This window comes from Bradyrhizobium huanghuaihaiense, assembly GCF_025200885.1.
In the GTDB taxonomy this organism is placed as follows: domain Bacteria; phylum Pseudomonadota; class Alphaproteobacteria; order Rhizobiales; family Xanthobacteraceae; genus Bradyrhizobium; species Bradyrhizobium huanghuaihaiense.
The window spans coordinates 9377249-9399926 of record NZ_CP104172.1; the positions used below are offsets into that span (position 1 = coordinate 9377249).

The window sequence follows — 22678 nt, forward strand, 5'->3', positions numbered from 1 at the left end:
TCGACCCGGGAACAGCCATCACGTCCTCCGTTGGGGGTCGACGATGTCGCGCAGGCCGTCGCCGAGGAGGTTGAAGCAGAACACGGCGATCATCAGGGCAAGGCCCGGGAACAGCGCGATCCACCATTCGCCCGAGACCATGAAGCCGGCGCCTTCGGCGACCATGATGCCCCATTCCGCCGTCGGCGGACGGACGCCGAGGCCGATGAAGGACAGGCCCGCGGCATTGAGGATGGCGTAGCCCATGGTCAGCGACATCTGCACGATCATGATCGGCATGATGTTCGGCAGGATGTGCACCAGCAGGATGCGGAATTCGCCGTTGCCCGAGAGCCGCGCGGCCTGCACGAAGCCGGCATTGCGGCGGACATTGGCCTCGGCGCGCGCGACGCGGGCATAGAGCGGGAAGTTCACGATCGCGGTGGCGAGGATGATGTTCTGCACGGTGTTGCCGAGCGCGGCGACGATGCCCATGGCCAGCACGAACAGCGGGAACGCCATGATGGTGTCGGCGATGCGGCCGACGATGCGATCGGTCCAGCCGCCGAAATAGCCTGCGGCGATGCCGGCAAGGCCGCCCATCAGGAACACCAGCACGACCGAGGCGATGGCGATGAACGTATCGAGCCGCGTCGCGACCACGACACGGCTGAAGATGTCGCGGCCCAACTGGTCGGTGCCGAACCAGTGCGCGGCCGAGGGTGGCTTCAGTGCCGCCGCCGTGTCGGAGGCGAGCGGATCATACGGCACCACATAGGGGCCGAAGATCGCGGCGATCAGGATCACGATCAGCAGCGCGAAGGCGAAGCCGGTGACCTTGTTCTCGCTGAGAACGTAGCGGGTCTGTTCGAGGATCGCGACCAGTCCCGAAGTGCGTGCGGGACCGACGGGTTCAACAGCAGGCGCAACGGAGCTCATGGTTTCACTCCTGGAGCTTCATGAAGTTGGGACGAATCGACGAGCCGGGAGCTTGCTTCACCTCTCCCGCTTGCGGGAGAGGTCGCGCCGAAGGCGCGGGTGAGGGCTCTCTCCTCTTGGGGGCTATCGATTGCGGAGACACCCTCTCCCCAGCCCTCCCCCGCGAGCGGGGGAGGGAGCGCACCATCCGCACGGCTGAAACCAGACGCGATCATCATGCGCTAGCCCTCCAGCCGCACGCGCGGGTCGATCACGCCATAGAGAATGTCGATCACGAGATTGAGCAGCACGTACATCACCGCCATGGTCAACACGAAGCCCTGCACCGGTGCGAAGTCCGACGAGATCAGCGCTTCCACTGCGTAGGAGCCGATGCCGGGCCAGGCGAACACTTTCTCGACCAGCACGTTGGCGCCCAGGAGGAACGAGAACACCATGCTGAGCGTGGTGATGACCGGCAGCATCGCGTTGCGGAAGGCATAGGTGACGATGACGGTCGCCGGCGACAGGCCGCTGGCGCGCGCGGTGCGAACGAATTCGGAGGCGAGCACCGCCAGCATGGACGCGCGCGTCATGCGCGCGATCGGCGCCAGCGAGAAGATCGCGAGCGTCGTTGCGGGCAGGATGAGCTGGCTCAGCGCCGAGCGGAACGCCTCGAGGTCACGCGCGATCAGGGTGTCGATCAGATAGAAGCCGGTGATTGTCGGCGGCGCACTGTAGAACACGTCGAGGCGGCCGAGCGGCGCGGGCGACCAGCCGAGGCGGAAATAGAAGACATAGACCAGCACGAGGCCGGTGAAAAACACCGGCAGCGACACGCCGGCCGTCGTCGTGACACGACAGAGATGGTCGACCCATGACCCCGGTCGTGTCGCCGCCAGCACACCAAGCGGAATGGCGATGACGATCGAGACGATGAGGCCGAGCAGTGTCAGTTCGGCGGAAGCCGGCAGGCGGTTGCGGATCTCGGCGGCGACCGGCTGGCCCGTCGTCAGCGAATTGCCGAAATCGCCATGGGCGAGGTCGTTGGTGTAGCGGAAGAACTGCTCGATCAGCGGCCTGTCGAGGCCGAGTTTTTTCCGGATCTGCTCGACGGCTTCCTTCGTCGCCGCGGGGCCGGCGAAGTACGCGGCGGGATCACCGGGCAGCGCACGCGTCAGCAGGAAGGTGACGATGACGACGCCGATCAGCGAGGGAATCGCAAACATCAGGCGCTTGCCGATCATGGTCAGCATGATGAGTTCCTCGTGCGCGTGTTGGGCACGCTGCTAGCCGCGAGCGTTGCTGCGTTCCCTCCCCCCTTGCGGGGGAGGGCTAGGGAGAGGGGTGGCCCCGGGAGAGGTCTGAGTTCGTGGCTACCCCTCTCCCCAACCCTCCCCCGCAAGGGGGGAGGGAGCCTGCAGAGCGTGCTCACCTCACTCGACCACGATGCCCAGAAAGACGCGGACATATCGCTCGCGCCAATCATGTCTCACCCCTTCGCCATCGCGCGATAGTCGAGCCTCCGGTGGAACCAGTATTGGTAGCCGCTGATGTTCTTCTGCATCGCGACGTTGACGAAGGGCTGGTAGAGCGGGATGCGCGGGACGTCGGCGTAGGCGAGGTCGACGAAGCCCTTCACGTCGGTGTCGTAGGTCGCGGTGTCGCCGGTCGCGGCGGCGGTGCGCGCGCCGTCGATCAGCTTGTCCATCTCCGCCGACTTGTAGCTCATGGTGTTGAAGACGGAATTGTTGCCGTGATAGCACCAGTAGAAGAAGTACTCGGGGTAATCGAGCCAGCCCGAGAACACGTTGGTGAAGAGCGGCATCTCCTTCTTGTTGAGTTCGGTGCGCCAGTTGGCGCCGGGCACCTTGTTGATGGTGGTCTTGATGCCGAGCTGGGCGAGGCTCTCCTGCACCAGCACGCAGAGCGGCTCGTTGACCCCTGCGAAGTTGAGATCGAACGAGATCGTGGTCTCGAAGCCGTTGGCGTAGCCGGCTTCCGTGAGCAGCGCCTTCGCCTTCTCCATGTCGGTGTTGTATTTGTGCGGCTGCGGCCAGGCGACCTCGGTCGCCTTGTCCTTGGCCGCGCCGAACATGGGATTGCCGAGGCCGAACAGCACGGCGTCCATGATCTTTTGGTACGGCAGCGCATAGGCGATCGCCTGCCGCACCTTGACATTGTCGAACGGCGGCTTGGTGACGTTCATGCCGATATACTGGATGCCGTTGGAGAACGGCAGCGACACCACGTTGAGCTTGCCGTTCGCCTTCATCTCCTGGAAGTCCTTGAACGGCAGCTCATAGGAGATGTCGGCATCGCCGCGCTCCAAGAGCGCGCGGCGGTTGCCGGCCTGCGGCACCATGCGCCAGATCACGCGCTTGATCTTGGGCAGCGGACCGCCGACCCAATCCTCGTTGCGCTCCATGATCACTTCGGTGCCGGCAGTCCACTTGGTCACCTTGTAGGCGCCGGAGCCCGCGGTCTGCTGTTTAGTGAACTCCAGACCCCAGGGATCCTTCTCGCTGGCATTCTTCTTCACCAGCTCGGAATTGACGATGCAGGGGACGATGACCGCGAGATCGGGAATCGTCAGACGGTCCTTCTTGGCGAAATCGACGCGCACGGTGGCATCGTCGACCACGACGAACTGCTCGGGCTTCGTGAGCGAGCCCGCGCTCATCTGGAAGGTCGGGAAGCCGCCGACGCTGACGGCGCGGTCGAGCGACCATTTCACGTCTTTCGCGGTGACCGGCGCGCCGTCGTGGAATTTGGCGTTCTTCTTCAGCTTGAAGGTGACCGACATGTCGTCGATCTTGAAGTCCTCGGCGAGCTCGCCCTTGAATTTGTCGCGGTCGTAATAGGGCACGCCACCGGGGCCGCTCTTCATCTCGTGGCTGATCAGCCGGTCGTAGCAATTCCAGGACACCTCATAGCCGGGCACGTTGGTGCCGACGCCGTGGATGTCGAGATTGTTGGGGCCGCCTTCCGAGACGATCAGCAGCGTCTCCGAGCGCGCATCGGCCCTGGCGGAGGAGATCACGGACGGCATGGCCGGAAGCGCCGCGCCTGCGGCCAATCCGGAAACGGACTTGAGGAAATCGCGGCGCTTCATGAAATCGCTCCAACACAAAAGTTTCTGGTTGGAACTGGATTCGCAAGGTTCGTGCCAAGGCTTAAGGGAAGCTTACACCACGCCTAAGCAGTTGATTTGTAATCATATAATTGAGATTTAGCCGCGGGGATCTTTTCGAGTAGCCTCGAGGTTTGCATACAAAGCTCCGATTTTGATTATATAATAGGCCGCTTTATTCAGCAGCCTGATTTGTCACCAATTTGCGAGGCGCGCGAGAAGATCCAGGCTCTCTGCCTCAACCTCGTCATTGCGAGCGCAGCGAAGCAATCCAGAATCTTTCCGCCGAGATAGTCTGGATTGCTTCGCTGCGCTCGCAATGACGGCTGGGGTCGTCACTCCGCCCAGATCAAGTCCTGCAGCTCAACCAGATCATCCGTCCTCTCCTGCCAGCCCTCGATGCAGATGTGGCTGTTGAGATCGCTCGCCTGGTGCAGCAGCATCAGGGCCATCAGGCGGCGCTTGAGCGCATAGTCCGGCTTCGTATAGCCAAAGCCTTCGAGCAGGCTCTTCACCCTCCCCGGCCGGCCCGCCGCCATGAAGGCGCCGGGGCCGAGCAGGTCGTAGTCGCGCCAGCCGGCGCGCACGTCGCCGAAGTCGAACAGGCCTTTGAGCGACCATGTGCCGTCATCGCAGGCGAGCAGGAAATTCTCGGGGATGTATTCGCCGGTCAGGATCACCGGCGGCGCGTCCATCGGAATCAGCGCGACCGCATCGCGCAGGAGATCGTCGAGGCCTTCGAGAAACTTCGGCGCGAGACCCAGGCGTTCATGTCGCGCGCGACAGCCCTGCATCTGGGCGCGCATAAAATCGGCCCAGCGCGGCTCGATATGTGCGAGCGGTCCGAGCGGGGCGCGCTGCACCGATGCGATGGTCTCGCCGATCTGGCGCAGCACGCGCTCCTTCTGGTCTTCCGCCAGGGACGGCCACACCTCCGAGCCGAGCGTGCCGGCAAGGCGGGTGATGACGAGATAGGGCCAGCCGTCACGCACCCCTTCCGCGACGATCTCGGGGATCGGCAAGGACAGCCGGCCGGCGAGTTGCGTCAGCGAACTGCGCTCGGAGAGGAATTGCGAGCGGAGCAGCGGCGGAAAAATCTTCAGGATCAGCCGCTCACCGAGGCCGACCACGAGATTGGTGCCGGTCGCAAAGACGTGCGGCGCGCCAACGTCGAGACCATGGCTACGCGCGATGCCGAGCGCGATCGGAAGCCATTGCGGGGGATCGGCGCGGAAGGCGCGAAAGCTCTCTACGTCGGCGAAAGCCGGCAACTTTTGCGATGGAACGATAGTCATTCGCGCGAAGCAGGCGGTGCGCCTCTCCCGCTTGCGGGAGAGGTCGCGCCGAAGGCGCGGGTGAGGGTTCTCTCCTCTTGGGGAGTGCCCCATTGCGGAGACACCCTCTCCCCTACCCTCCCCCGCAGGCGGGGGAGGGAGCGCACTGCGCTCGCGGTTACAGCGATTTCTGATCGCAACACGCCTTTACCGCTCCGGGCTGGCGCGCTCGAACTGGCGCAGCAGCTTGTTGCCGCGCTCGACCGCGGAATCGAGCGCTCCTTGCGCGCTCTTCTGGCCGGTAAAGGCCTGCTCCAGCTCGTCCTCGATCACGCCGCGGATCAGGACGAAGGAGCCGAGCCGGATGCCCTTCGAGTTCTCCGTCGGCGGATGCAGCGTGATCTCCTCGAACGAGATCGCCGAGCCCGGATTGCGCTGGTAGAAGCCCTGCGCTCGCGTCAGCTCGAAGGCGGCGCGGGTAACAGGCAAATAGCCGGTGTTCTGGTGCCAGGCCGCCTGCACGCCGGGCTGCGACAGATAGGCGAAGAACCGCGCCACGCCCTTGTATTCCTCGCGCGGCCGGTCGCGCAGCACCCACAGCGTGGCGCCGCCGATGATCGAGTTCTGCGGCGCGTCCTTCACGTCGGGCCAGTACGGCATCATGCCGTAGCCGATCTCGAATTTCGAATTCGCCTTGATGTCGGCACGCGTCGCCGAGGAGCCGATGAACATGCCGCATTCGCCGTTCTGGAAGCGCGGCTCGGCGGACTGGCCGCGGCCGCCATAGTCGAACAGCTTGCTCTTCTGCCACTCGGCGAGCTGGGCGACGTGCTTGACGATGACGGGATTGTTGATGGTCAGCTCGGCATCGAGGCCGGCAAAGCCGTTGGTGCGGGTTGCGAGCGGCAGGTTGTGGAAGGCGGAAAAATTCTCGACGTGGATCCAGGACGGCCAGGACGTGGTGAAGCCGCACGGCGCACCGCGGTCGCGCAGGCGTTTGGCAGCTAGCCCGAGCTCGGGCCAGGTCTTCGGCGGCGCCTCCGGATCGAGGCCGGCGTCGCGGAACATGGTCTTGTTGTAGTACAGGATCGGCGTCGAGGAATTGAACGGGAACGACAAGAGATTGCCGGCCGCGTCGGTGTAGTAGCCGGAGACCGCGGGAAGGTAGTCGTTGAGCGAGAACGGCTCGCCCTGGTCCCGCATCAGGCTGAACACCGGATAGATCGCGCCCTTGGCCGCGGTCATGGTGGCGGTGGCGACCTCGTTGACCTGGACGATGGCGGGCTGGCTGCGCGAGCGGAAGGCGAAGATCGCGGCGGTCACCGTCTCGGTGTAGCTGCCCTTGTAAGCCGGCACGATGCGGTAATCCGGCTGCGAGGCGTTGAAGTCGGCGGCGAGCTTGTCCAGCTGCCGGCCGAGCTCGCCGGACATCGCGTGCCACAGCGCAATGTCGGTGGCGGCGCGCGCGGGCGCGGCCAGCGCGACCAAAGCGAAGACGGCGAGGATCTGCAAAAGGCGCGATGCTGACGTCACGATGGCTCTTCCCGTGTCGCACGACGAAAGGCGGCTGCTCCTGCTTAAGGCGCGGCATTTACGGTTTCAACCGGGAATGAGAGGCGGCCGCGCCGCACAATCAGCCCGCGGGCCCGGCGCGGGATGGCCTTCCCTTAACCATCTGCTAGATTGCGTTGAACCTTTTGCTCCCGCCATAGACTCCACCACTAAGGGGCTGAGTGTGCCAGTGTTGAGCCGTGCCGAACTCTCGCGGACCGGGGTGGTTTTCGTCGCGCTTTTGCTCGCGCTCTGCGCGACGGACGCCATTGCGCGCGAATTCCGCGCCGCCGACACCCAGACCGAGGATTACCCGACCGTGCAGGCGCTGCGCTACATGGGCGCCCTGATCGCCGAGCGCACCGGCGGCCGGCACGAGGTCAAGGTGTTCCACTCCCGCCAGCTCGGCGAGGAGAAGGAGACCATCGAGCAGACCCGGGCCGGCGCGATCGACCTCAACCGGACCAATGTCGCTCTGATCGGCAATTTCGTTCCGGCCATGAACGTGCTCGCCATGCCGTTCCTGTTCCGGTCCATCGAGCACATGCAGAACGTGCTGGACGGGCCGATCGGCGGCGAGATCCTGAACAGTTTCGAGCCCTACGGCTTCGTCGGGCTCTGCTTCTACGATTCCGGGGCACGGTCGATCTACAACGGTGTCCGCCCTATCCGGAACATCGAAGACCTCCGGGGCCTGCGGATCCGGGTGCAGCAGTCGGAGTTGATGAGCCAGATGATCCGCTCGCTCGGCGCCGAACCGGTCGAGATGCCCTATGGGCAGGTGCTCACCGGGCTTGCCAATCACCTGATCGACGGCGCCGAAAACAACTGGCCATCCTTCGTGACGACCGACCATTACAAGCACGCCGGGCACTACACGCTGACCGAGCACACGATGAGCCCGGAGGTGCTGGTGATCTCGCTCAAGGCCTGGCGCAGCCTCTCGGCGGAGGACCAGACCATCTTCCGGGAGGCTGCGCGGCGCTCCAGCCGGTTCATGCGCGAGAAGTGGCGCGACCTCGAGGGGCAATCGCAGCGCAAGGCGCAAGCGGCCGGCGTCAGCATCGTCAGGGATATCGACCGCAAGCCGTTCGAGGACGCCATGGCCGCGATCTACACCAGGGCCGCCCAGGATCCCGCCGCGGCCATACTGATCGAACGCATTCGCAAGGTGGAGTGAGGCCCGTTGCCCGCGCTTGGACACAGCGAGAACGCAGACAGGCCGCCCGGCCCGATCGGGCGGCTGCGCGCGCGGCTCGTCGGCGCGCTCCGGGCCGTCCCGATCCGCTGGCGCATCCTGTCGATCGCGGCGCTGAACTCCGCCGTCGTGGTGGTGCTGGTGGCGCTGATCTGGAACGGCTCGCTGGTGCTGGGCTCGGCCTGGGACGACGTGCGCCAGGTGCGCGAATCCGACCGCATCCTGGCGCTGCTCGAGAGCGAGACCGGACGGCTGCACAATCTGATCCACCGCTACATCAACCAGCCGAGCCCGGACCTGTTCGCCGAGATCCTGTTGCTGCGCGAGGCGGTGCTGGGCACGCTGAGCAACCGCGCCGCCAAGGACCCGATGCTGTCGGGCTCGGTCGAGGAGCTGGAGCGCACCACCGAGCGCTTCCTCAACGGCTTCGGCGAGCTGCGCAGCGTGCAGGCCACGATCGCGAAGACCTATGAGGACCAGGTGCAGGGCCCGGCCAGGGACATGGCCGGGCTCTATTCCATCATCGAGGGCGCCACCGGACATCGCGACGCGCTGATCTGGCCCTCGCTCGGCAAGTCGCGCGAGGCCTTCACGGCGATGCTGGTCGCGGCCAATTCCTACTATCTGTCGCAGTCGGCGGGCGCCGCCGACGATGCGCGCCGCCATACCGAGACGATCGAGAAGACCATTCCCGTCATGATCGATCTCGCCGACAACGATCTCCAGCGCATGGCGCTGCAACGGCTCGGCGCCCGCACCGCGTCCTTACGCGAGGGCTTCGCAAAACTCTCCGAGCAGCTGACGAGCCGCACCGAGCTCTTGCGCAACTCCATCGACGCCAGCCAGGCCGAGGCGATCGGCGCCATCGACGATCTCTCCACCAAGATGCGCCAGCGCGAGCAGAAGGCGCAGGAGACCTTCGACCGCACGCTGGCCGATATCTCGCGGCGGGTGCTGTCGATCGCGGTGATCTTCCTCGGCATCATTCTCACCGCCGGCGTGCTGATCGCGCTGTCGATCCGGCTGCCGCTGCAGCAGATCATGGCGGCGATGCGCGCGATCACGCTCGGCAACCTCGACCGCGAGGTGCAGGGCACCAAGGCACGTGACGAGGTCGGCGCCATGGCACGCGCGGTGGAGGTGTTCCGCGAGAACGCCATCGCCAAGCGCGAGACCGAGGACGAGCTGCGCGCCTCCAAGGAGAAGGCCGAGAGCGCGCTGCTCGAGCTCAATACCGCACAGCAGAACCTGATCGATGCCGAGCGGCTCGCTGCGCTCGGCGGTCTCGTCGCCGGCGTCGCCCACGAGGTCAACAACCCCATCGGCATCAGCCTGACGGTCGCCTCCAGCTTTGCCCGGCGGACCGAGATCTTCGAGGCCCAGCTCAGGGGCGACGGCGGCCTGCGCCGCTCGCAGCTGGAGGAGTTCGTGCAGTCCTCGCGCGACGCCTCGCAGCAGCTCGTCGCCAACCTCACCCGCGCCGGCGAGCTGATCCAGTCGTTCAAGCAGGTCGCGGTCGACCGCTCCCATGCCGAGCGGCGGCAGTTCTCATTGAGCGAAGCCACCGACCAGATCATCGCGAGCTTAAGGCCGGTGCTGAAGCGCTCGCCGATCACGCTCGAGGTCGACGTGCCCGAGGGGCTGCTGCTGGACGGCTATCCCGGCTCCTACGGCCAGATCCTGACCAACCTCTTCCTCAACGCCGCCAACCATGCCTTCGCCGACGGGCGCGCCGGCACCATAACGATCTCGGCGCGGCCGCGCGGGGCCGACGACATCGAGATCATCTTCACCGACGACGGGGCCGGCATGACCCCGGACGTGCAGCGCCAGGCCTTTGACCCATTCTTTACCACCCGGCGCAATGAAGGTGGCACGGGACTCGGGCTTCATATCGTCTATAACCTCGTCACCCAGCAGCTCGGCGGTCGCATGATGCTGGAATCCAAGCTGGGACAAGGCACCACTTTTCGCATTATCATGCCCCGGGTCGCCAAGGGCGGCGCGCAAAGCACAGAGATTGACGGGACTTCTCAATGGCCGAACAGGACGATGTCCTCCACCTGATCGACGACACCGGTACCGCGTCGGAGGACCAGAACGCACGGAAATGGAAGATCGCCGTCATCGACGACGATCCGGCCGTGCATGACGGCACCCGTTTCGCGCTGTCCGACTACAGCCTCAACGGCCAGAGCCTGGAGATCCTCTCCGCCTATTCCGCCGCCGAAGGCCGCAAGCTGATGGCCGCGCACAGCGACATCGCCGCGGTGCTGCTCGACGTCATCATGGAGACGGATGTGGCCGGGCTCGAGCTGGTCGAGTTCATCCGCAACGAGATCAGGAACGAGACCGTGCGCATCATCCTGCGCACCGGCCAGCCCGGCCAGGCGCCCGAGCGGCGCGTGATCGTGCAGTACGACATCAACGACTACAAGGCCAAGACCGAGCTGACCGCCGACAAGCTGTTCACCTCGCTGACCGCGGCGCTGCGCTCCTATCAGCAGCTCGAGCGCATGGTGCAGACGCGGCGCGGGCTCGAGATCATCATCGACGCGGCGTCCACGCTGTACGACTTCAAGTCGATGCAGCGGCTCGCCGAGGGCGTGCTGACCCAGCTCGCCTCGCTGCTCAATGTCGACTGCGCCGGTATACTGGTCCTGCGCGACAATGGCGGCATCGACCCCGAGCTGTCGGTGCTCGCCGGCAGCGGCTGCTACAGCCGCTTCATCGGCACCACGTCGTCGAAGGCGCTCGACCCCGAGCTGCGCGAGATGGTGGAGGCCGCGTTCCAGCGCCGCAAGAACGAATTCGCCGACCATCGCAGCGTGATCTATTTGCGCACCGGCTCCGGCCGCGAGGTGGTGGTGCTGCTGCAGGCCGAGCGCGAGCTGTCGGAGACCGACCGCTCGCTGGTCGAGATCTTCTCCTCAAGGCTCTCGATCGCCTTCGACAACGTCATCCTCTATCAGCAGCTCCAGGACGCCAACACCCAGCTGGAAGACCGCGTCGCCCAGCGCACCCGCGCCCTGATGCAGGCCAACCGCCGCCTGTCGGCGCAATGGCTGCGGCTGCAGCGCGCCAACGGCTTCAAGAATGAGATCCTGGGCACCGTCGCGCACGACCTGAAGAACCCGCTCGGCGTCATTCTCGGCCGCACCGAGATGCTGAAGGAGCTGATCTCGACCGGCGCGTCGGCAAGCGGCGTGGTCGCCCAGGTCGACCACATCCGCGACGCCACCAAGCGCCTGACCACGATGGTCGACCATCTGATCTCGGATGCGATGGCGGATGCCTTCGACATCACCATCCGCCGCGAGCCGGTCGACGTCGCGGCGCTGGTGAAGGAGGTCGCCGAGGCCAACCAGCCGCTCGCCGTCAACAAGCAGCAGGCGATCAGCGTCACCGCGCCGCCCAACATCGTCACCATGTGCGACACCGACCGCATCCGCGAGGCGATCGACAATCTCATCAGCAACGCCATCAAATACTCGCCAATCGGCGGCAAGATCGGCGTTGCGGTCCTCCATGAGGGCAGCGACACCATCGTCCGCGTCAGCGACGAGGGCGCCGGCCTGTCGCCGGAGGATCTCGGCCGCCTGTTCGGCCGGTTCCAGCGACTGTCCGCCAAGCCGACCGCCGGCGAGAGCTCGACGGGGCTTGGGTTATCCATCGTCAAGCGTATCATCGACATGCACGGCGGCGAGGTGACCGCCGACAGCGACGGCCCCGGCAAGGGCTCGACCTTCACCATCACCCTCCCTGCGACCGAGATGCCGTGATCTAGAGACCATGACCCAAAGCCAGCACATCATGATTGTCGACGACGAGGCCCCGGCCCGGGAGATGGTCGGCGATTACCTCAAGATGCACGGCTTCACCGTGACGCTGTGCGACGGCGGCAAGTCGCTCCGCGCCGCGATCCAGGGCGGCATGCCCGATCTCGTCGTGCTCGATCTCAACATGCCCGAGGAAGACGGGCTCTCGATCATCCGCGACCTCAAGAGCCGCATCAACGTGCCCGTGATCATGCTGACGGCGACCGCGAGCCCGATCGACCGCGTCGTCGGCCTCGAGCTCGGCGCCGACGACTACGTGGCAAAGCCCTGCGAGCTGCGCGAATTGATGGCGCGCATCCGCTCGGTGCTGCGGCGGAGCACGCCGGTGAAGGCCGCCGCGGCAGAGGCCGCGGCGAAATCCGACAAGGACCAGCTGGTGCGCTTCGGCACCAAATGGCTCGACCTCGAAGCGCAGGCACTGCGCGACGACGAGGGCAACGAGCATCCGCTGACCGCATCCGAATTCGGGCTGCTCAAGGTGTTCGCGGCCAATCCCAAGCGCGTGCTGTCGCGCGAGCGCCTGCTGGAGCTCGCCAATGCGCGCGACGCCGAAGCCTTCGACCGCGCGGTCGATCTGCGCATCATGCGCATCCGCCGCAAGATCGAGCCCGATCCGGCCAAGCCCGCCGTGATCCGCACCATCCGCGGCGGCGGCTATCTGTTCTCGCCGGGGGGCGAGAAGGCGTAGGGGCGCGGGCCGCACCCACCGCCGTCGTCCCGGGGCGCGAAGCGAGCCCGGGACCCATAACCACAGGGAGTGGTTATGACGCCGAGCCGGCAACTCCGAGTCTTCGTCAAACTGCATCCTGTGGCTATGGGTCCCGGGCTCGCGCTGCGCGCGCCCCGGGACGACAGTGGTGGGCGCGGCCCGACCGAACGCAATCCCCCGAAATACGTTCCCCTCGGCTCCGTCCGCGTCAAAATCCCCCACCCCGTATTTCCCGTATATTGAAATTCCACGACTTTTTGCCCCGAATGTTTCGTCGCGCCCTGTCCGACGAAACAATTTGGCGGCGCACGAAACCATTTTCCGCTTTTCGCGCAGACGTCCCGAAACGGTGGCTGATTAACACTTTGGTCCAAGGAAACGCCGCTCGGTTGCGGCGCTACGGGGAGCCAAGTCCATGCCGAACGTCATCGCCATCAACGCCCAGGCCAGCCAGAGCATCATTGCCGCTCAGGCGACTTCGGACGACATGCTTCTCGAAAGCATTGCCGACGGCAACCGGACCGCGATGCACATCCTGTATTGCCGGCACAATGTGCGGGTCTACCGTTTCATCCTGCGCATCGTGCGCGACGCCACCACGGCGGAAGATCTGGTCAGCCAGGTGTTCCTCGACGTGTGGCGCACCGCCGGCCAATTCCAGGGCCGCTCGCAGGTCTCGACCTGGCTGCTCTCGATCGCCCGCTTCAAGGCGCTGACCGCGATGCGCCAGCGCCGCTTCGAGGACATCGACCAGGAGGACGTGCGCCAGATCCCCGATGATTGCGATACGCCGGAGACCTCGCTCGACCGCAGCGACACCAGCGCCATCCTGCGCGCCTGCGTCGCCAAGCTGTCGCCCGCGCATCGCGAGATCATCAACCTCGTCTACTACCACGAGAAGTCGGTGGAGGAGGTCGGGCAGATCATCGGCATCCCCCAGAGCACGGTGAAGACCCGGATGTTCTACGCCCGCAAGCAACTCGCCGATTTGCTTAAGGGCGCCGGCGTCGACCGTTTCGCCGCGTAAGGACAATGATTTCAAAGGGATAGAACCTCAATTTCGGCCCTATCCCTGGACACGGAAGCGTTACCGCCGATGAAACAATTGAAACAAACGACAACATCAGGCGGAAAAACTTCCCCCCTATAAAGCTCACATACGGTTTCGTTAAACCTCCCAAGACCTCCAGCGACCCGGACGATGCCCCCGTCCGGGTCGTTTTGTGTTTGGGGCTCAGGCTCTGACCGCGGGCTCCCGCCTCTCCCGCTTGCGGGAGAGGCCGACGCACTCGCAGAGTGCGGCGGGTGAGGGTTCTTTCCTCTGGGGGATTGCCCCGTTGTGGATACACCCTCTCCCCAGCCCTCCCCCGCGGGCGGGGGAGGGAGCGCACTGCCGTCTCGACGACGTCCCCACTTCGTCACGAAGCCGTGACGCCACGTAACGCCTGACGCATCCGTTCCGAACTGCCTCGTGACCTCCATCACGAGTGCGCCATGCTCGAGCTTCTCTTCGCCGTCCTTGCCGGCATCCTCACCATCGCCGCGCCCTGCACGCTGCCGATGCTGCCGATCTTGCTCGGCGCCTCGATCGGGCGCGCGGGGCACTTGCGGCCCGCGATGATCGCGCTCGGCTTCGTCGTCTCGTTCTCCGCGGTCGCGCTGCTGCTCGGTGCGCTGACGCGCCTGTTCGATTTCGATCCGAACGTGCTGCGCGAGGCGGCGTCGATCCTGCTGCTCGGCTTCGGCCTGCTGATGCTGTGGCCGGCGCCGTTCGAGTGGCTGTCGATCCGGCTCAATGGCTGGCTCGATCTCGGCAGCTCGAGCGGCGTGCAGCGCGAGGGCGCGCTCGGCGGGCTTGTGCTGGGCACCACGCTCGGCCTGGTCTGGACGCCCTGTGCAGGCCCCGTGCTCGGCTCGATCCTGACGCTGGTGGCGACCTCGAAGAACCTTGCCTGGGCCGGCACGCTGCTGGTCGCCTACGCCATCGGTGCCGCGATCCCGATGCTGGGAATAGCCTATGGCGGACAGGCCGCGACCACGCGCGTGCGCAGCCTCGCGCGCATCTCGCCGCGCCTGCAGCAGGGCTTTGGCGTCGTCGTGATCGCCTTCGCGGTCGCCGCCTATTTCCAGTACGACACGCTGATCGTGGCGTGGCTCACCGGCTTCTATCCCACCGGCCAGATCGGCCTGTGATCATCCACCAGAACTTCACCGGAGGACGCTTCCATGACTCTCAAACTGCTCGCAATGTCTGCTGCACTGATCGGCATCACCGTCACCGGCGCCGTCATCCCCGGCATCTGCGACGAGGCCGCGCGCGCGACGCCCATCGTCACCGCCGCCGCGAGCCAGCAGACCGCGCCCGACTTCACCGGCATCACCAACTGGTTCAACTCGAAGCCGCTGAGCCTTTCCGACCTGCGCGGCAAGGTCGTGCTGGTCGACTTCTGGACCTATGGCTGCGTCAACTGCGTCAACACGCTGCCGCACGTCACCGACCTCTACGCCAAGTACAAGGACCGGGGTCTCGTCGTGGTCGGCGTGCACACGCCGGAATTCCCGTTCGAGCGCTCGGCCTCCAACGTGCAGGCCGCGCTGAAGCGCCACGGCATCACCTATCCGGTGGCGCAGGACAACGATTCCAGGACCTGGAACGCTTACCAGAACCAGTATTGGCCGGCGCAATACATCATCGACCAGAGCGGCAAGATCGTGTTCCAGCACGCCGGCGAAGGCCGCTACGACGAGATCGACCGCACCGTGGCAAGGCTGCTGAACGCCAGCAGCTAGTGCCGTCGGCATCGCGCGGCTGGTTTCGCCTAACACCTTGTTGCTTGACTCCACGGACCCGTCCGTGGAGTTTCGCGCCATCGGAATCAGCCGCCCGCAATGGCCGACGCGCACACCAGCACCGACATTCGCCTTCGTGAAGGCTCCTCGATCGCGCAGCGGCTGGTCATGTCCGCCTTTGCGGCGGCCGTCGCGCTGTGCTTCACGCCGGGCCTGTTCACGCGCGACACCCTGGAGATCGTCATCTCGGTGGTGGCACTGCTGGTGGGAGCCGGGTTCGTCGTCGGCATCATGATGGCGCCGGCGGTGGTGTGGATCATCACGGCTCACGAGATCCTGATCGGGCATCAGCGTCCCTTCGGGAAACTGCAGACGCGGATCGTCACCAAGGACGAGATCAGCGGACTGCAGGTTCCCGGCAGCAAGCGGGTGAAGGCCCGCTTCCAACTCGTGTTCACGCTTGTCTCGGGAGAACGCCTGACGTCGCCACCGATCTCCGACGTCACGCATGTTCATGACACCGTGGCACGCATCGCCGCGCAGTTCGACGTCCCCAATGTCGAGGCCCCCAGCAATCCGCTCGATGCCAGCAATCCCGAGATGCATCTGGGCGAGCCGCTCGAGGCGTTTTCCGCGCGGGACATCCGCATCGTCGCGTTGATCGCCATCGCGTTGTCCGCCGTGCCCTACGCCTACAAGCTCTGGCGCGGATGGCCGCCCAGCCATGTCGATATCCTGCTGCTGCCGCTCGGCGCGCTCGCGGCGTTCGCGGTCTACAGATACGCCAACCTCGCAACCGGCGCATTCTGGGTGATCCGGCAGGGCGATATCCGCGTCGAGCGCCTGTGGGGCGACGGCACGCCGCGCACGGATCACATCAGGGGACACGAGGTGAAGACGATCACCGTCGACCGCCGCGGTCGTTCTGAGGACGAGCACTGCATCGTCACGATCCGCCTGCGCTCGGGGCGACGCTTTCGCAGCCCCCGGATCGGCTCGCGGCTCGAGGCCCGCGCCGTCGGGACCGAAATCGTGCGGCGGCTCGGGATCGCGCCGGAGAGCAACAAGATCTAGCTGGCATCTAGCGCCAATTGTCGAAGTTGATCTCACCGCGAGTTCGGTCTGAGCCTCTCCCGCTTGCGGGAGAGGTCGGCGCGTAGCGCCGGGTGAGGGCTCTTTCTTCTTGGGGAGTGTCCCATTGCGGAAGCACCCTCTCCCCAACCCTCTCCCGCAAGCGGGAGAGGGAGCCCACCACCACGGCGGTACCGGTCTAAGCTTTTCGCGCCATCCCCTGTTTGTGGCATTGCCCCGGCCCGTCAAAAAACCAAAGCATTCTCGTGACATATCAGCCGCGCGCGCCATTAACTTGCCATGAACATGCCCCTGAGATTTGATGGTTCCGAATGATTTGCGCTGTGGCAGCGGGGAGAGCTTGAAATGACGGATTATCGTCGCCTGACCGGGGCGTTCATCACGGCCCTGAGCCTGGTTCTGACCACCTCATACGCCTCCGCCCAGCAGCCGGACCGCGGCGACGAGCCGGGCCTGATCGCCGACGACGCCTATCAACTCGAGCCGGAATGGCAGAAGCAGGTCGTCTACTTCCGCACCACTGAAGCGCCGGGCACGATCATCGTCTCGACCGCCGAACGGCATCTCTACCTGGTGCAGCCCGGCGGCCGCGCGATCCGCTACGGCATCGGCGTCGGCCGTGACGGTTTCCAGTGGCAGGGGCTGGTGACCATCACCAACAAGAAGGAATGGCCGGACTGGACGCCGCCGGCGGAGATGATCCAGCGCCAGCCCTATCTGCCGCGCTTCATGGCCGGCGGCCCCGGCAATCCGCTGGGCGCCCGCGCGATGTATCTCGGCACCACGGTCTACCGCATCCACGGCACCAACCGGCCCGACACGATCGGCACCAAGGTGTCCTCGGGCTGCTTCCGTCTCGTCAACAACGACGTCGCCGATCTCTACGATCGCGTCCCTGTCGGCACCAAGGTCGTGATCCGGCAGAAGCCCGAACTCTAAGGGCTATGATTCGAGCATGATCGCACCGATCATGCTCTGCCCCCTCCCATTTCCTTTTCCCGATTATTTCGAGAGAGAGAGACATCATGCGCACTTTTCGAGGCGGCCTGCTGATCGGGCTCGCGGTCGCCGTACTGGTCGGCGTCCTCGCCATCATCTACGAGTTCTACGACACCCGCACCCTGAAGCGCACGGTTCGCCGCGGCGAGGTGCTGTGCGGCGTCAACAAGGGCCTGCCGGGCTTCTCGATCCCCGACGACAAGGGCAATTGGACCGGCTTCGACGTCGATTTCTGCCGCGCGGTGGCGGCGGCGATCTTCAACGATCCGAACAAGGCGAAGTTCGTCGCGCTCGACGCCAGCGAGCGCTTCAAGGAGCTGCAGAGCCGGAAGGTGGACATCCTCTCGCGCAACTCGACCTGGAGCATGGCGCGCGAGCTCGACTACGACCTCTATTTCCCGGCGGTCGCCTATTACGACGGCGCGGGCTTCATGCTGCCGCGTTCGCGCAACAAGGAAACCTCGCTGGACCTGACCGGCAGCAAGGTCTGCGTGCAGACCGGGACCACGACGGCGCTCAACGTCGCGGATTACTTCCGTGCCAACAACATGAAGTATGAAGAGGTGAAGTTCGACAAGCTCGACGACGTGGTGAAGGCTTACGACACCGGCAAGTGCGATACGCTCTCAGCCGACGTCTCCCAGCTCTACGCGCTGCGGCTGAACCTGTCGAAGCCCGGCGAGCACATGATCCTGCCGGACATGATCTCCAAGGAGCCGCTCGCCCCGGTCGTGCGCCAGCGCGACGACGACTGGATGATGATCGTGAAGTGGACGCTCTACGCCATGATCAACGCCGAGGAGCTCGGTGTTTCCTCGGAGAACATCGACGAGGCCCTGAAGTCGAAAAAGCCGGAAGTGATGCGCCTCGTCGGCACCGAGGGCAATTACGGCGAGCAGCTCGGCCTCACCAAGGACTGGGTCGTCCGCATCATCCGCACCGTCGGCAATTACGGCGAGATGTACGAGCGCAACATCGGCGAGAAGTCCAAGCTGAAGATCCCGCGCGGCATGAACCAGCTGTGGAACGCGGGCGGTGTGCAGTACGCGCCGCCGATGCGGTAGGGGTTTTCTCCGGTGTCGTCCCGGCGAAGGGACGACACCGAGGATGAGGCGCGCTGCTCGCGTTACCGCCGTAGCCCGCATGAGCGAAGCGATATGCGGGACCACCGCCCGCGGCATTCCCGGATGTCGCTGCGCTCATCCGGGCTACGCGCTCTCCCCGCCCCGACCTCAATACCCCCGCGCGCGCGCCAGTTGCTCGGTGTGGTAGTTCGCATCGCCGAACAGCTCCTCGCACACCCTTGCGCGCTTCATGAAGAAGCCGATGTCGAACTGGTCGGTCATGCCCATGCCGCCATGCATCTGCACGCCTTCCTGCACCGCGCGGGTGGCGGTGGTGCCGGCGCGCGCCTTAGCCACGGCGACGGCTGAGGCGGCCCTGACCACATCCGCATCCAGCGCCTGAAGCGCCTTCATGGTGGCGGCGCGGGTGATCTCGATGTCGACATAGAGCTCGGCGGCGCGGTGCTGCAGCGCCTGGAATTCGCCGATCAGCTTGCCGAACTGTTTTCTGCTCTTGAGGTACTCGACGGTGCGGCCAAAGACCTCGTCGCTGAGGCCGACCATCTCGGCGGCGACCGCGCCGCGGCCGATGTCGAGCACGCCGTCGAGCAGGCTGGCTGCCTGATCGACCTCGCCGAGCACGCTGTCGGCGGTAACCTCGACATTGGCAAGCTCGATCCGCGCCGCGTTGTGGGCGTCGACCATGATGGTGCGCTCGATCGCAACGCCCTTGGCCTTGGGGTTGACCAGGAACAGCGTCAGGCCGTCGCGCTCGCCGGCCGCGCCTGCGGTGCGTGCGGCGACGATGAGCAAGTCAGCGACATGGCCGTCGACGACCAGTGCCTTGGCGCCGGACAGTTTAAAGCCGTTGCCGGCGCGCACGGCCTGCAGGCTGGTCTGCAGCGGCCGATGCTTGGCACCCTCGTCGATGGCCAGCGTCGAGAGCAGCGAGCCGTTTGCAATCTTCGGCAGGTATTCCGACTTCTGCGCGGCGCTGCCGCCGCGGTTCAGCGCGGAGGCCGCCACCACGCTGGTGGCGAGGAAGGGCGACGGCATCAAGGTGCGGCCGATCTCCTCCATGAGCACACCGGCTTCCATGAAGCCGAGGCCGCTGCCGCCGAATTCTTCCGGCACGAGCAGGCCGGCGAAGCCCATCTCGGCGAAGGATTGCCACAGCTCTTTCGAGAAGCCGGTGGGATCCTTGGAGTCGCGCAGATGGCGCAGGTGCGACACCGGCGCCTTGTCGCTGATCAGCCCGCGCGCGGAGTCGCGGAGCATCGATTGTTCTTCGGTGAGGACGAGGGCCATGTGCTTTGCTTCCGATTCGAAATCTATCTTCTTCGTCATTCAGGGATGCGCCGCAGGCGCAGGCCCGGAATCCATACTCCCGACTGGTGGTTATGGATTCCGGGCTCGCCGCTATCGCGGCGCCCCGGAATGACGGGTTGTGAGAGCGTGCCTCACGCCCCCGGCAGATCCAGGATGCGCTTGGCGACGATGCCGAGCATCACCTCCGTGGTGCCGCCCTCGATCGAGTTGGCCTTGGTGCGCAGCCAGGCGCGCGGGCGGGCGCCCTGCTTCGAGCGCTCGCTCTCCCATTCCAGCGCATCGACGCCGCCGGCCGACATCAGGATCTCGTAGCGGCGCTTGTTGAGCTCGGTGCCGTAATATTTCATCGCCGAGGAGAACGCCGGATGCGCCTGCCCCGCCTTGGCGAGATCGACCGCGCGCTCGGCGCAGGCCGCGAGCGCGGCCTCGTCGACGTCGAAGCTCGCGATCTGGCCGCGTAGCATGGCATCATCGAGCCGCCCCAGCGCATCCGAGCCGACGGAATCCGCCGCGATCTGGCCGAGCGGACGGCCGACGCCGCGCTCGCCCATCCCTGAGATCATCGCGCGCTCGTGCTGGAGCAGATATTTTGCGACGTCCCAGCCGCGGTTGACGGTGCCGACCACATGCGACTTCGGCACGCGGACGCCGTCGAAGAAGGTCTCGCAGAACGGCGAGTAGCCGGAGATCAGCAGGATCGGCTTGGTCGAGACGCCCTTCGAGGTCATGTCGAACAGGATGAAGCTGATGCCGTCGTGCTTCTTCGCCGCGGGATCGGTGCGGACGAGACAGAAGATCCAGTCGGCGTAATTGGCGTAGGACGTCCAGATCTTCGAGCCCGTGATGAGGAAATCATCGCCGTCGCTCTCGGCGCGGGTCTGGAGCGAGGCGAGATCGGAGCCGGCGTTCGGCTCGGAATAGCCCTGGCACCACCGAATTTCGCCCGCGGCGATTTTTGGTAGATGCTCCTTTTTCTGCGCCTCATTGCCATACTTGAGCAAAGCCGGCCCGAGCATCCAGATGCCGAAGCTCGACAGCGGCGGCCGCGCGCCCATCCTGGCCATCTCGGCGCGCAGCACCTTGTGCTCGGCAGCGCTGAGGCCACCGCCGCCATACTCCTTCGGCCAGTCCGGCACGGTCCAGCCCTTGTCGCGCATGCGCTCGAACCAGATGCGCTGCGGCTCGGACGAGAACTTTGCGTTGCGCCCACCCCAGAACACGTCGGCGTCCGACGTTGCGGGCTTGCGCATCTCCGGCGGGCAATTGGCTTCCAGCCAGGCGCGCGTCTCAACGCGGAATGTTTCGAGATCGGCGGTTTCAGAATCGCTGGTTTGAGAGTCAGTCATTGGTCGTTTCCATCACTCAAAATCGACTTGTTGGGTGCGACTCTGGGCCAAGCTCCTGCGGAATTCAACCACTTCCGCGAGCCGCATTCGGCTATAGTCGCCGCCATGGCGGTGCTTGAAAACAAAGAGGAAACCAGAATGCGCCTGAAACTTCTTTCGCCTGGCGAAATGAACGAGAGCCAGCGGCAGACCTATGACGAGTCGATTGCCGGCAAGCGCGGCAAGCCGCCGGCTCCGATGATGGCCTGGCTCGGCAGCCCGGAGATGGCGCGCCACGCGACGCGGCTCGGCGAGGTGCTGCGCTTCGACACGATCTTCCCGGCAAAGCTCTCGGAGATCGCGATCCTGGTGACGGCGCGGCACTGGACCGCGCATTACGAATGGTATGCGCATAAGCGCCTGGCCCTCGCCGGCGGCATGGACCCTGAGATCATCGACGCCATCCGCGATCGCCGCACGCCCGACTTCGACGATGCCAAGGGGAAGATGATCTACGACGTCGCGAAGTCGCTGCATGAAGGACACGGCGTCGAGAAGGGTTTGTATGATGAGGCGGTGAAGCTGCTCGGCGAACGCGGCGTCGTCGAGGTGATCGGGCTGTGCGGCTATTACACGCTGGTGTCGATGACGCTGAACACGTTTGAATTCGGCCTGCCCGAGGGCGAGGTGTCGGAGCTCGCTTAGTCTCCCGTTCGGAAACGATGGGTTTCGGGATCAGCCCGTAGCGCGGCCCCGGAGCCGGCCTTATGTGGATGGTTTCAACGGAGCATTCCCATGTCGCAAACCCAGGCCGTCGCCGCCGGCACAAGGATCGGCCACGTCCATCTCAAGGTCGCCGATCTCGATCGTGCGCTCGGCTTCTATTGCGGCGTGCTCGGCTTCGAGCTGATGCAGCGGATGGGCTCGGGCGCGGCCTTCATCTCGGCCGGCGGCTATCATCACCACATCGGGCTCAACACCTGGGAGAGCAAGGGCGGCTCGCCGCCGCCGCCGGGCACGACGGGCCTGTTCCACACTGCGATCCTCTATCCGACGCGCCCCGCGCTGGCGGATGCGCTGCACCGGGTGCTCACGGCAGGGATTGCGCTGGACGGCGCGAGCGACCACGGCGTCAGCGAGGCGCTGTACTTGCGCGATCCGGACCAGAACGGCGTGGAGCTGTATTGGGACAAGCCGCGCGAACAATGGCCGTTCGGGCCGGATGGCAAGCTCGCGATGTTCACCAAGCGGCTGGATGTGGAGGCGTTGTTGCGGCAGCGGGAGGGTTAAACTCCGCTCTCTCCTCGTCATTGCGAGCGCAGCGAAGCAATCCAGAATCTTGCCGCGGAGGCAGTCTGGATTGCTTCGCTGCGCTCGCAATGACGGAGTGTGTTGAGGCGGTGTCGCGACGGCGCCAGGCGCGATGCCGTAGGGTGGGCAAAGCGGAGCGTGCCCACCAAATCTCGCGATATAGAGAC

General features: G+C 65.3%; 19 protein-coding genes. 12 read left to right on the forward strand and 7 right to left on the reverse strand.

The window, feature by feature from the left end; translation table 11 throughout:
- Positions 1-18: 18 nt before the first annotated feature.
- From N2603_RS43720 to ugpB, 5 genes are all read right to left on the reverse strand, one after another.
- Positions 19-918, reverse strand: a complete 900-nt coding sequence (locus N2603_RS43720; protein ID WP_260387068.1) for an ABC transporter permease — start codon at positions 916-918, stop codon at positions 19-21.
- A 221-nt stretch (positions 919-1139) separates the two neighbouring features.
- Positions 1140-2153, reverse strand: coding sequence for an ABC transporter permease (locus N2603_RS43725; RefSeq protein WP_260387069.1), 1014 nt, complete (start codon positions 2151-2153; stop codon positions 1140-1142).
- Between the two features lie 236 nt (positions 2154-2389).
- Positions 2390-4012, reverse strand: a complete 1623-nt coding sequence (locus N2603_RS43730) for an ABC transporter substrate-binding protein (protein WP_260387070.1) — start codon at positions 4010-4012, stop codon at positions 2390-2392.
- 353 nt (positions 4013-4365) lie between these two features.
- On the reverse strand, positions 4366-5325 hold the full coding sequence (locus N2603_RS43735; protein ID WP_260387071.1) for an aminoglycoside phosphotransferase family protein: 960 nt from the start codon (positions 5323-5325) through the stop codon (positions 4366-4368).
- Between the two features lie 186 nt (positions 5326-5511).
- The gene (ugpB, locus tag N2603_RS43740; RefSeq protein WP_425248967.1) at positions 5512-6837 is read right to left on the reverse strand and encodes a sn-glycerol-3-phosphate ABC transporter substrate-binding protein UgpB; all 1326 of its coding nucleotides are present in this window, start codon (positions 6835-6837) and stop codon (positions 5512-5514) included.
- Between the two features lie 202 nt (positions 6838-7039).
- Between ugpB and N2603_RS43745 the strand changes: the two genes are divergently transcribed.
- The 10 genes from N2603_RS43745 (at position 7040) to N2603_RS43790 (ending at position 18546) form a co-directional block, all read left to right on the forward strand.
- Positions 7040-8035: a TRAP transporter substrate-binding protein gene (locus N2603_RS43745; RefSeq protein ID WP_260387072.1), complete on the forward strand. Its 996-nt coding sequence runs from the start codon at positions 7040-7042 to the stop codon at positions 8033-8035.
- 54 nt (positions 8036-8089) lie between these two features.
- Positions 8090-10120 carry a sensor histidine kinase gene (locus N2603_RS43750; RefSeq protein WP_026312215.1) on the forward strand — a complete coding sequence of 677 codons (2031 nt, stop codon included), beginning with the start codon at positions 8090-8092 and terminating at the stop codon, positions 10118-10120.
- A complete protein-coding gene (locus tag N2603_RS43755) occupies positions 10090-11835 on the forward strand; it encodes an ATP-binding response regulator (RefSeq protein WP_260387073.1) in 1746 nt (581 codons plus the stop codon). Before N2603_RS43750 ends, N2603_RS43755 begins: the two co-directional genes overlap by 31 nt.
- A 10-nt stretch (positions 11836-11845) precedes the next feature.
- Positions 11846-12580 (forward strand): response regulator, encoded by a 735-nt coding sequence (locus N2603_RS43760; RefSeq protein WP_018644456.1) that lies wholly within the window; start codon positions 11846-11848, stop codon positions 12578-12580.
- 436 nt (positions 12581-13016) lie between these two features.
- Complete coding sequence (locus tag N2603_RS43765) at positions 13017-13628, forward strand: sigma-70 family RNA polymerase sigma factor (RefSeq protein WP_018644455.1); 612 nt, start codon at positions 13017-13019, stop codon at positions 13626-13628.
- 467 nt (positions 13629-14095) lie between these two features.
- On the forward strand, positions 14096-14794 hold the full coding sequence (locus N2603_RS43770; protein WP_260387074.1) for a cytochrome c biogenesis CcdA family protein: 699 nt from the start codon (positions 14096-14098) through the stop codon (positions 14792-14794).
- A gap of 33 nt (positions 14795-14827) precedes the next feature.
- A complete protein-coding gene (locus N2603_RS43775; RefSeq protein WP_260387075.1) occupies positions 14828-15391 on the forward strand; it encodes a thioredoxin family protein in 564 nt (187 codons plus the stop codon).
- Between the two features lie 99 nt (positions 15392-15490).
- A complete protein-coding gene (locus tag N2603_RS43780; RefSeq protein WP_260387076.1) occupies positions 15491-16465 on the forward strand; it encodes a hypothetical protein in 975 nt (324 codons plus the stop codon).
- A 363-nt stretch (positions 16466-16828) separates the two neighbouring features.
- A complete protein-coding gene (locus N2603_RS43785) occupies positions 16829-17422 on the forward strand; it encodes a L,D-transpeptidase (RefSeq protein ID WP_018644450.1) in 594 nt (197 codons plus the stop codon).
- Between the two features lie 86 nt (positions 17423-17508).
- A complete protein-coding gene (locus N2603_RS43790; RefSeq protein ID WP_260387077.1) occupies positions 17509-18546 on the forward strand; it encodes an amino acid ABC transporter substrate-binding protein in 1038 nt (345 codons plus the stop codon).
- A gap of 168 nt (positions 18547-18714) precedes the next feature.
- Here the strand turns inward: N2603_RS43790 and N2603_RS43795 are convergent, their stop codons facing one another.
- Together N2603_RS43795 and N2603_RS43800 are read right to left on the reverse strand one after the other, a co-directional pair.
- Entirely contained in the window at positions 18715-19854 is a 1140-nt protein-coding gene (locus N2603_RS43795) for an acyl-CoA dehydrogenase family protein (protein ID WP_260424421.1), read from the reverse strand.
- Between the two features lie 152 nt (positions 19855-20006).
- Positions 20007-21221, reverse strand: coding sequence for an acyl-CoA dehydrogenase family protein (locus N2603_RS43800; RefSeq protein WP_260387078.1), 1215 nt, complete (start codon positions 21219-21221; stop codon positions 20007-20009).
- Positions 21222-21359: 138 nt separating this feature from the next.
- On the opposite strand from N2603_RS43800, the gene N2603_RS43805 reads away from it, so the two are divergent.
- Complete coding sequence (locus N2603_RS43805) at positions 21360-21905, forward strand: carboxymuconolactone decarboxylase family protein (protein WP_260387079.1); 546 nt, start codon at positions 21360-21362, stop codon at positions 21903-21905.
- A gap of 90 nt (positions 21906-21995) precedes the next feature.
- Positions 21996-22490 carry a VOC family protein gene (locus N2603_RS43810; RefSeq protein WP_260387080.1) on the forward strand — a complete coding sequence of 165 codons (495 nt, stop codon included), beginning with the start codon at positions 21996-21998 and terminating at the stop codon, positions 22488-22490.
- The last annotated feature ends 188 nt before the right edge of the window (positions 22491-22678 follow it).

Bases quoted from the DNA above. Each gene is read 5' to 3' on its own strand.
- N2603_RS43720 (WP_260387068.1), bottom strand. From the start codon at position 918: ATGAGCTCCGTTGCGCCTGCTGTTGAACCCGTCGGTCCCGCACGCACT.
- N2603_RS43725 (WP_260387069.1), bottom strand. From the start codon at position 2,153: ATGCTGACCATGATCGGCAAGCGCCTGATGTTTGCGATTCCCTCGCTG.
- N2603_RS43730 (WP_260387070.1), bottom strand. From the start codon at position 4,012: ATGAAGCGCCGCGATTTCCTCAAGTCCGTTTCCGGATTGGCCGCAGGC.
- N2603_RS43735 (WP_260387071.1), bottom strand. From the start codon at position 5,325: ATGACTATCGTTCCATCGCAAAAGTTGCCGGCTTTCGCCGACGTAGAG.
- N2603_RS43755 (WP_260387073.1), top strand. From the start codon at position 10,090: ATGGCCGAACAGGACGATGTCCTCCACCTGATCGACGACACCGGTACC.
- N2603_RS43760 (WP_018644456.1), top strand. From the start codon at position 11,846: ATGACCCAAAGCCAGCACATCATGATTGTCGACGACGAGGCCCCGGCC.
- N2603_RS43765 (WP_018644455.1), top strand. From the start codon at position 13,017: ATGCCGAACGTCATCGCCATCAACGCCCAGGCCAGCCAGAGCATCATT.
- N2603_RS43770 (WP_260387074.1), top strand. From the start codon at position 14,096: ATGCTCGAGCTTCTCTTCGCCGTCCTTGCCGGCATCCTCACCATCGCC.
- N2603_RS43775 (WP_260387075.1), top strand. From the start codon at position 14,828: ATGACTCTCAAACTGCTCGCAATGTCTGCTGCACTGATCGGCATCACC.
- N2603_RS43780 (WP_260387076.1), top strand. From the start codon at position 15,491: ATGGCCGACGCGCACACCAGCACCGACATTCGCCTTCGTGAAGGCTCC.
- N2603_RS43785 (WP_018644450.1), top strand. From the start codon at position 16,829: ATGACGGATTATCGTCGCCTGACCGGGGCGTTCATCACGGCCCTGAGC.
- N2603_RS43790 (WP_260387077.1), top strand. From the start codon at position 17,509: ATGCGCACTTTTCGAGGCGGCCTGCTGATCGGGCTCGCGGTCGCCGTA.
- N2603_RS43795 (WP_260424421.1), bottom strand. From the start codon at position 19,854: ATGGCCCTCGTCCTCACCGAAGAACAATCGATGCTCCGCGACTCCGCG.
- N2603_RS43800 (WP_260387078.1), bottom strand. From the start codon at position 21,221: ATGACTGACTCTCAAACCAGCGATTCTGAAACCGCCGATCTCGAAACA.
- N2603_RS43805 (WP_260387079.1), top strand. From the start codon at position 21,360: ATGCGCCTGAAACTTCTTTCGCCTGGCGAAATGAACGAGAGCCAGCGG.
- N2603_RS43810 (WP_260387080.1), top strand. From the start codon at position 21,996: ATGTCGCAAACCCAGGCCGTCGCCGCCGGCACAAGGATCGGCCACGTC.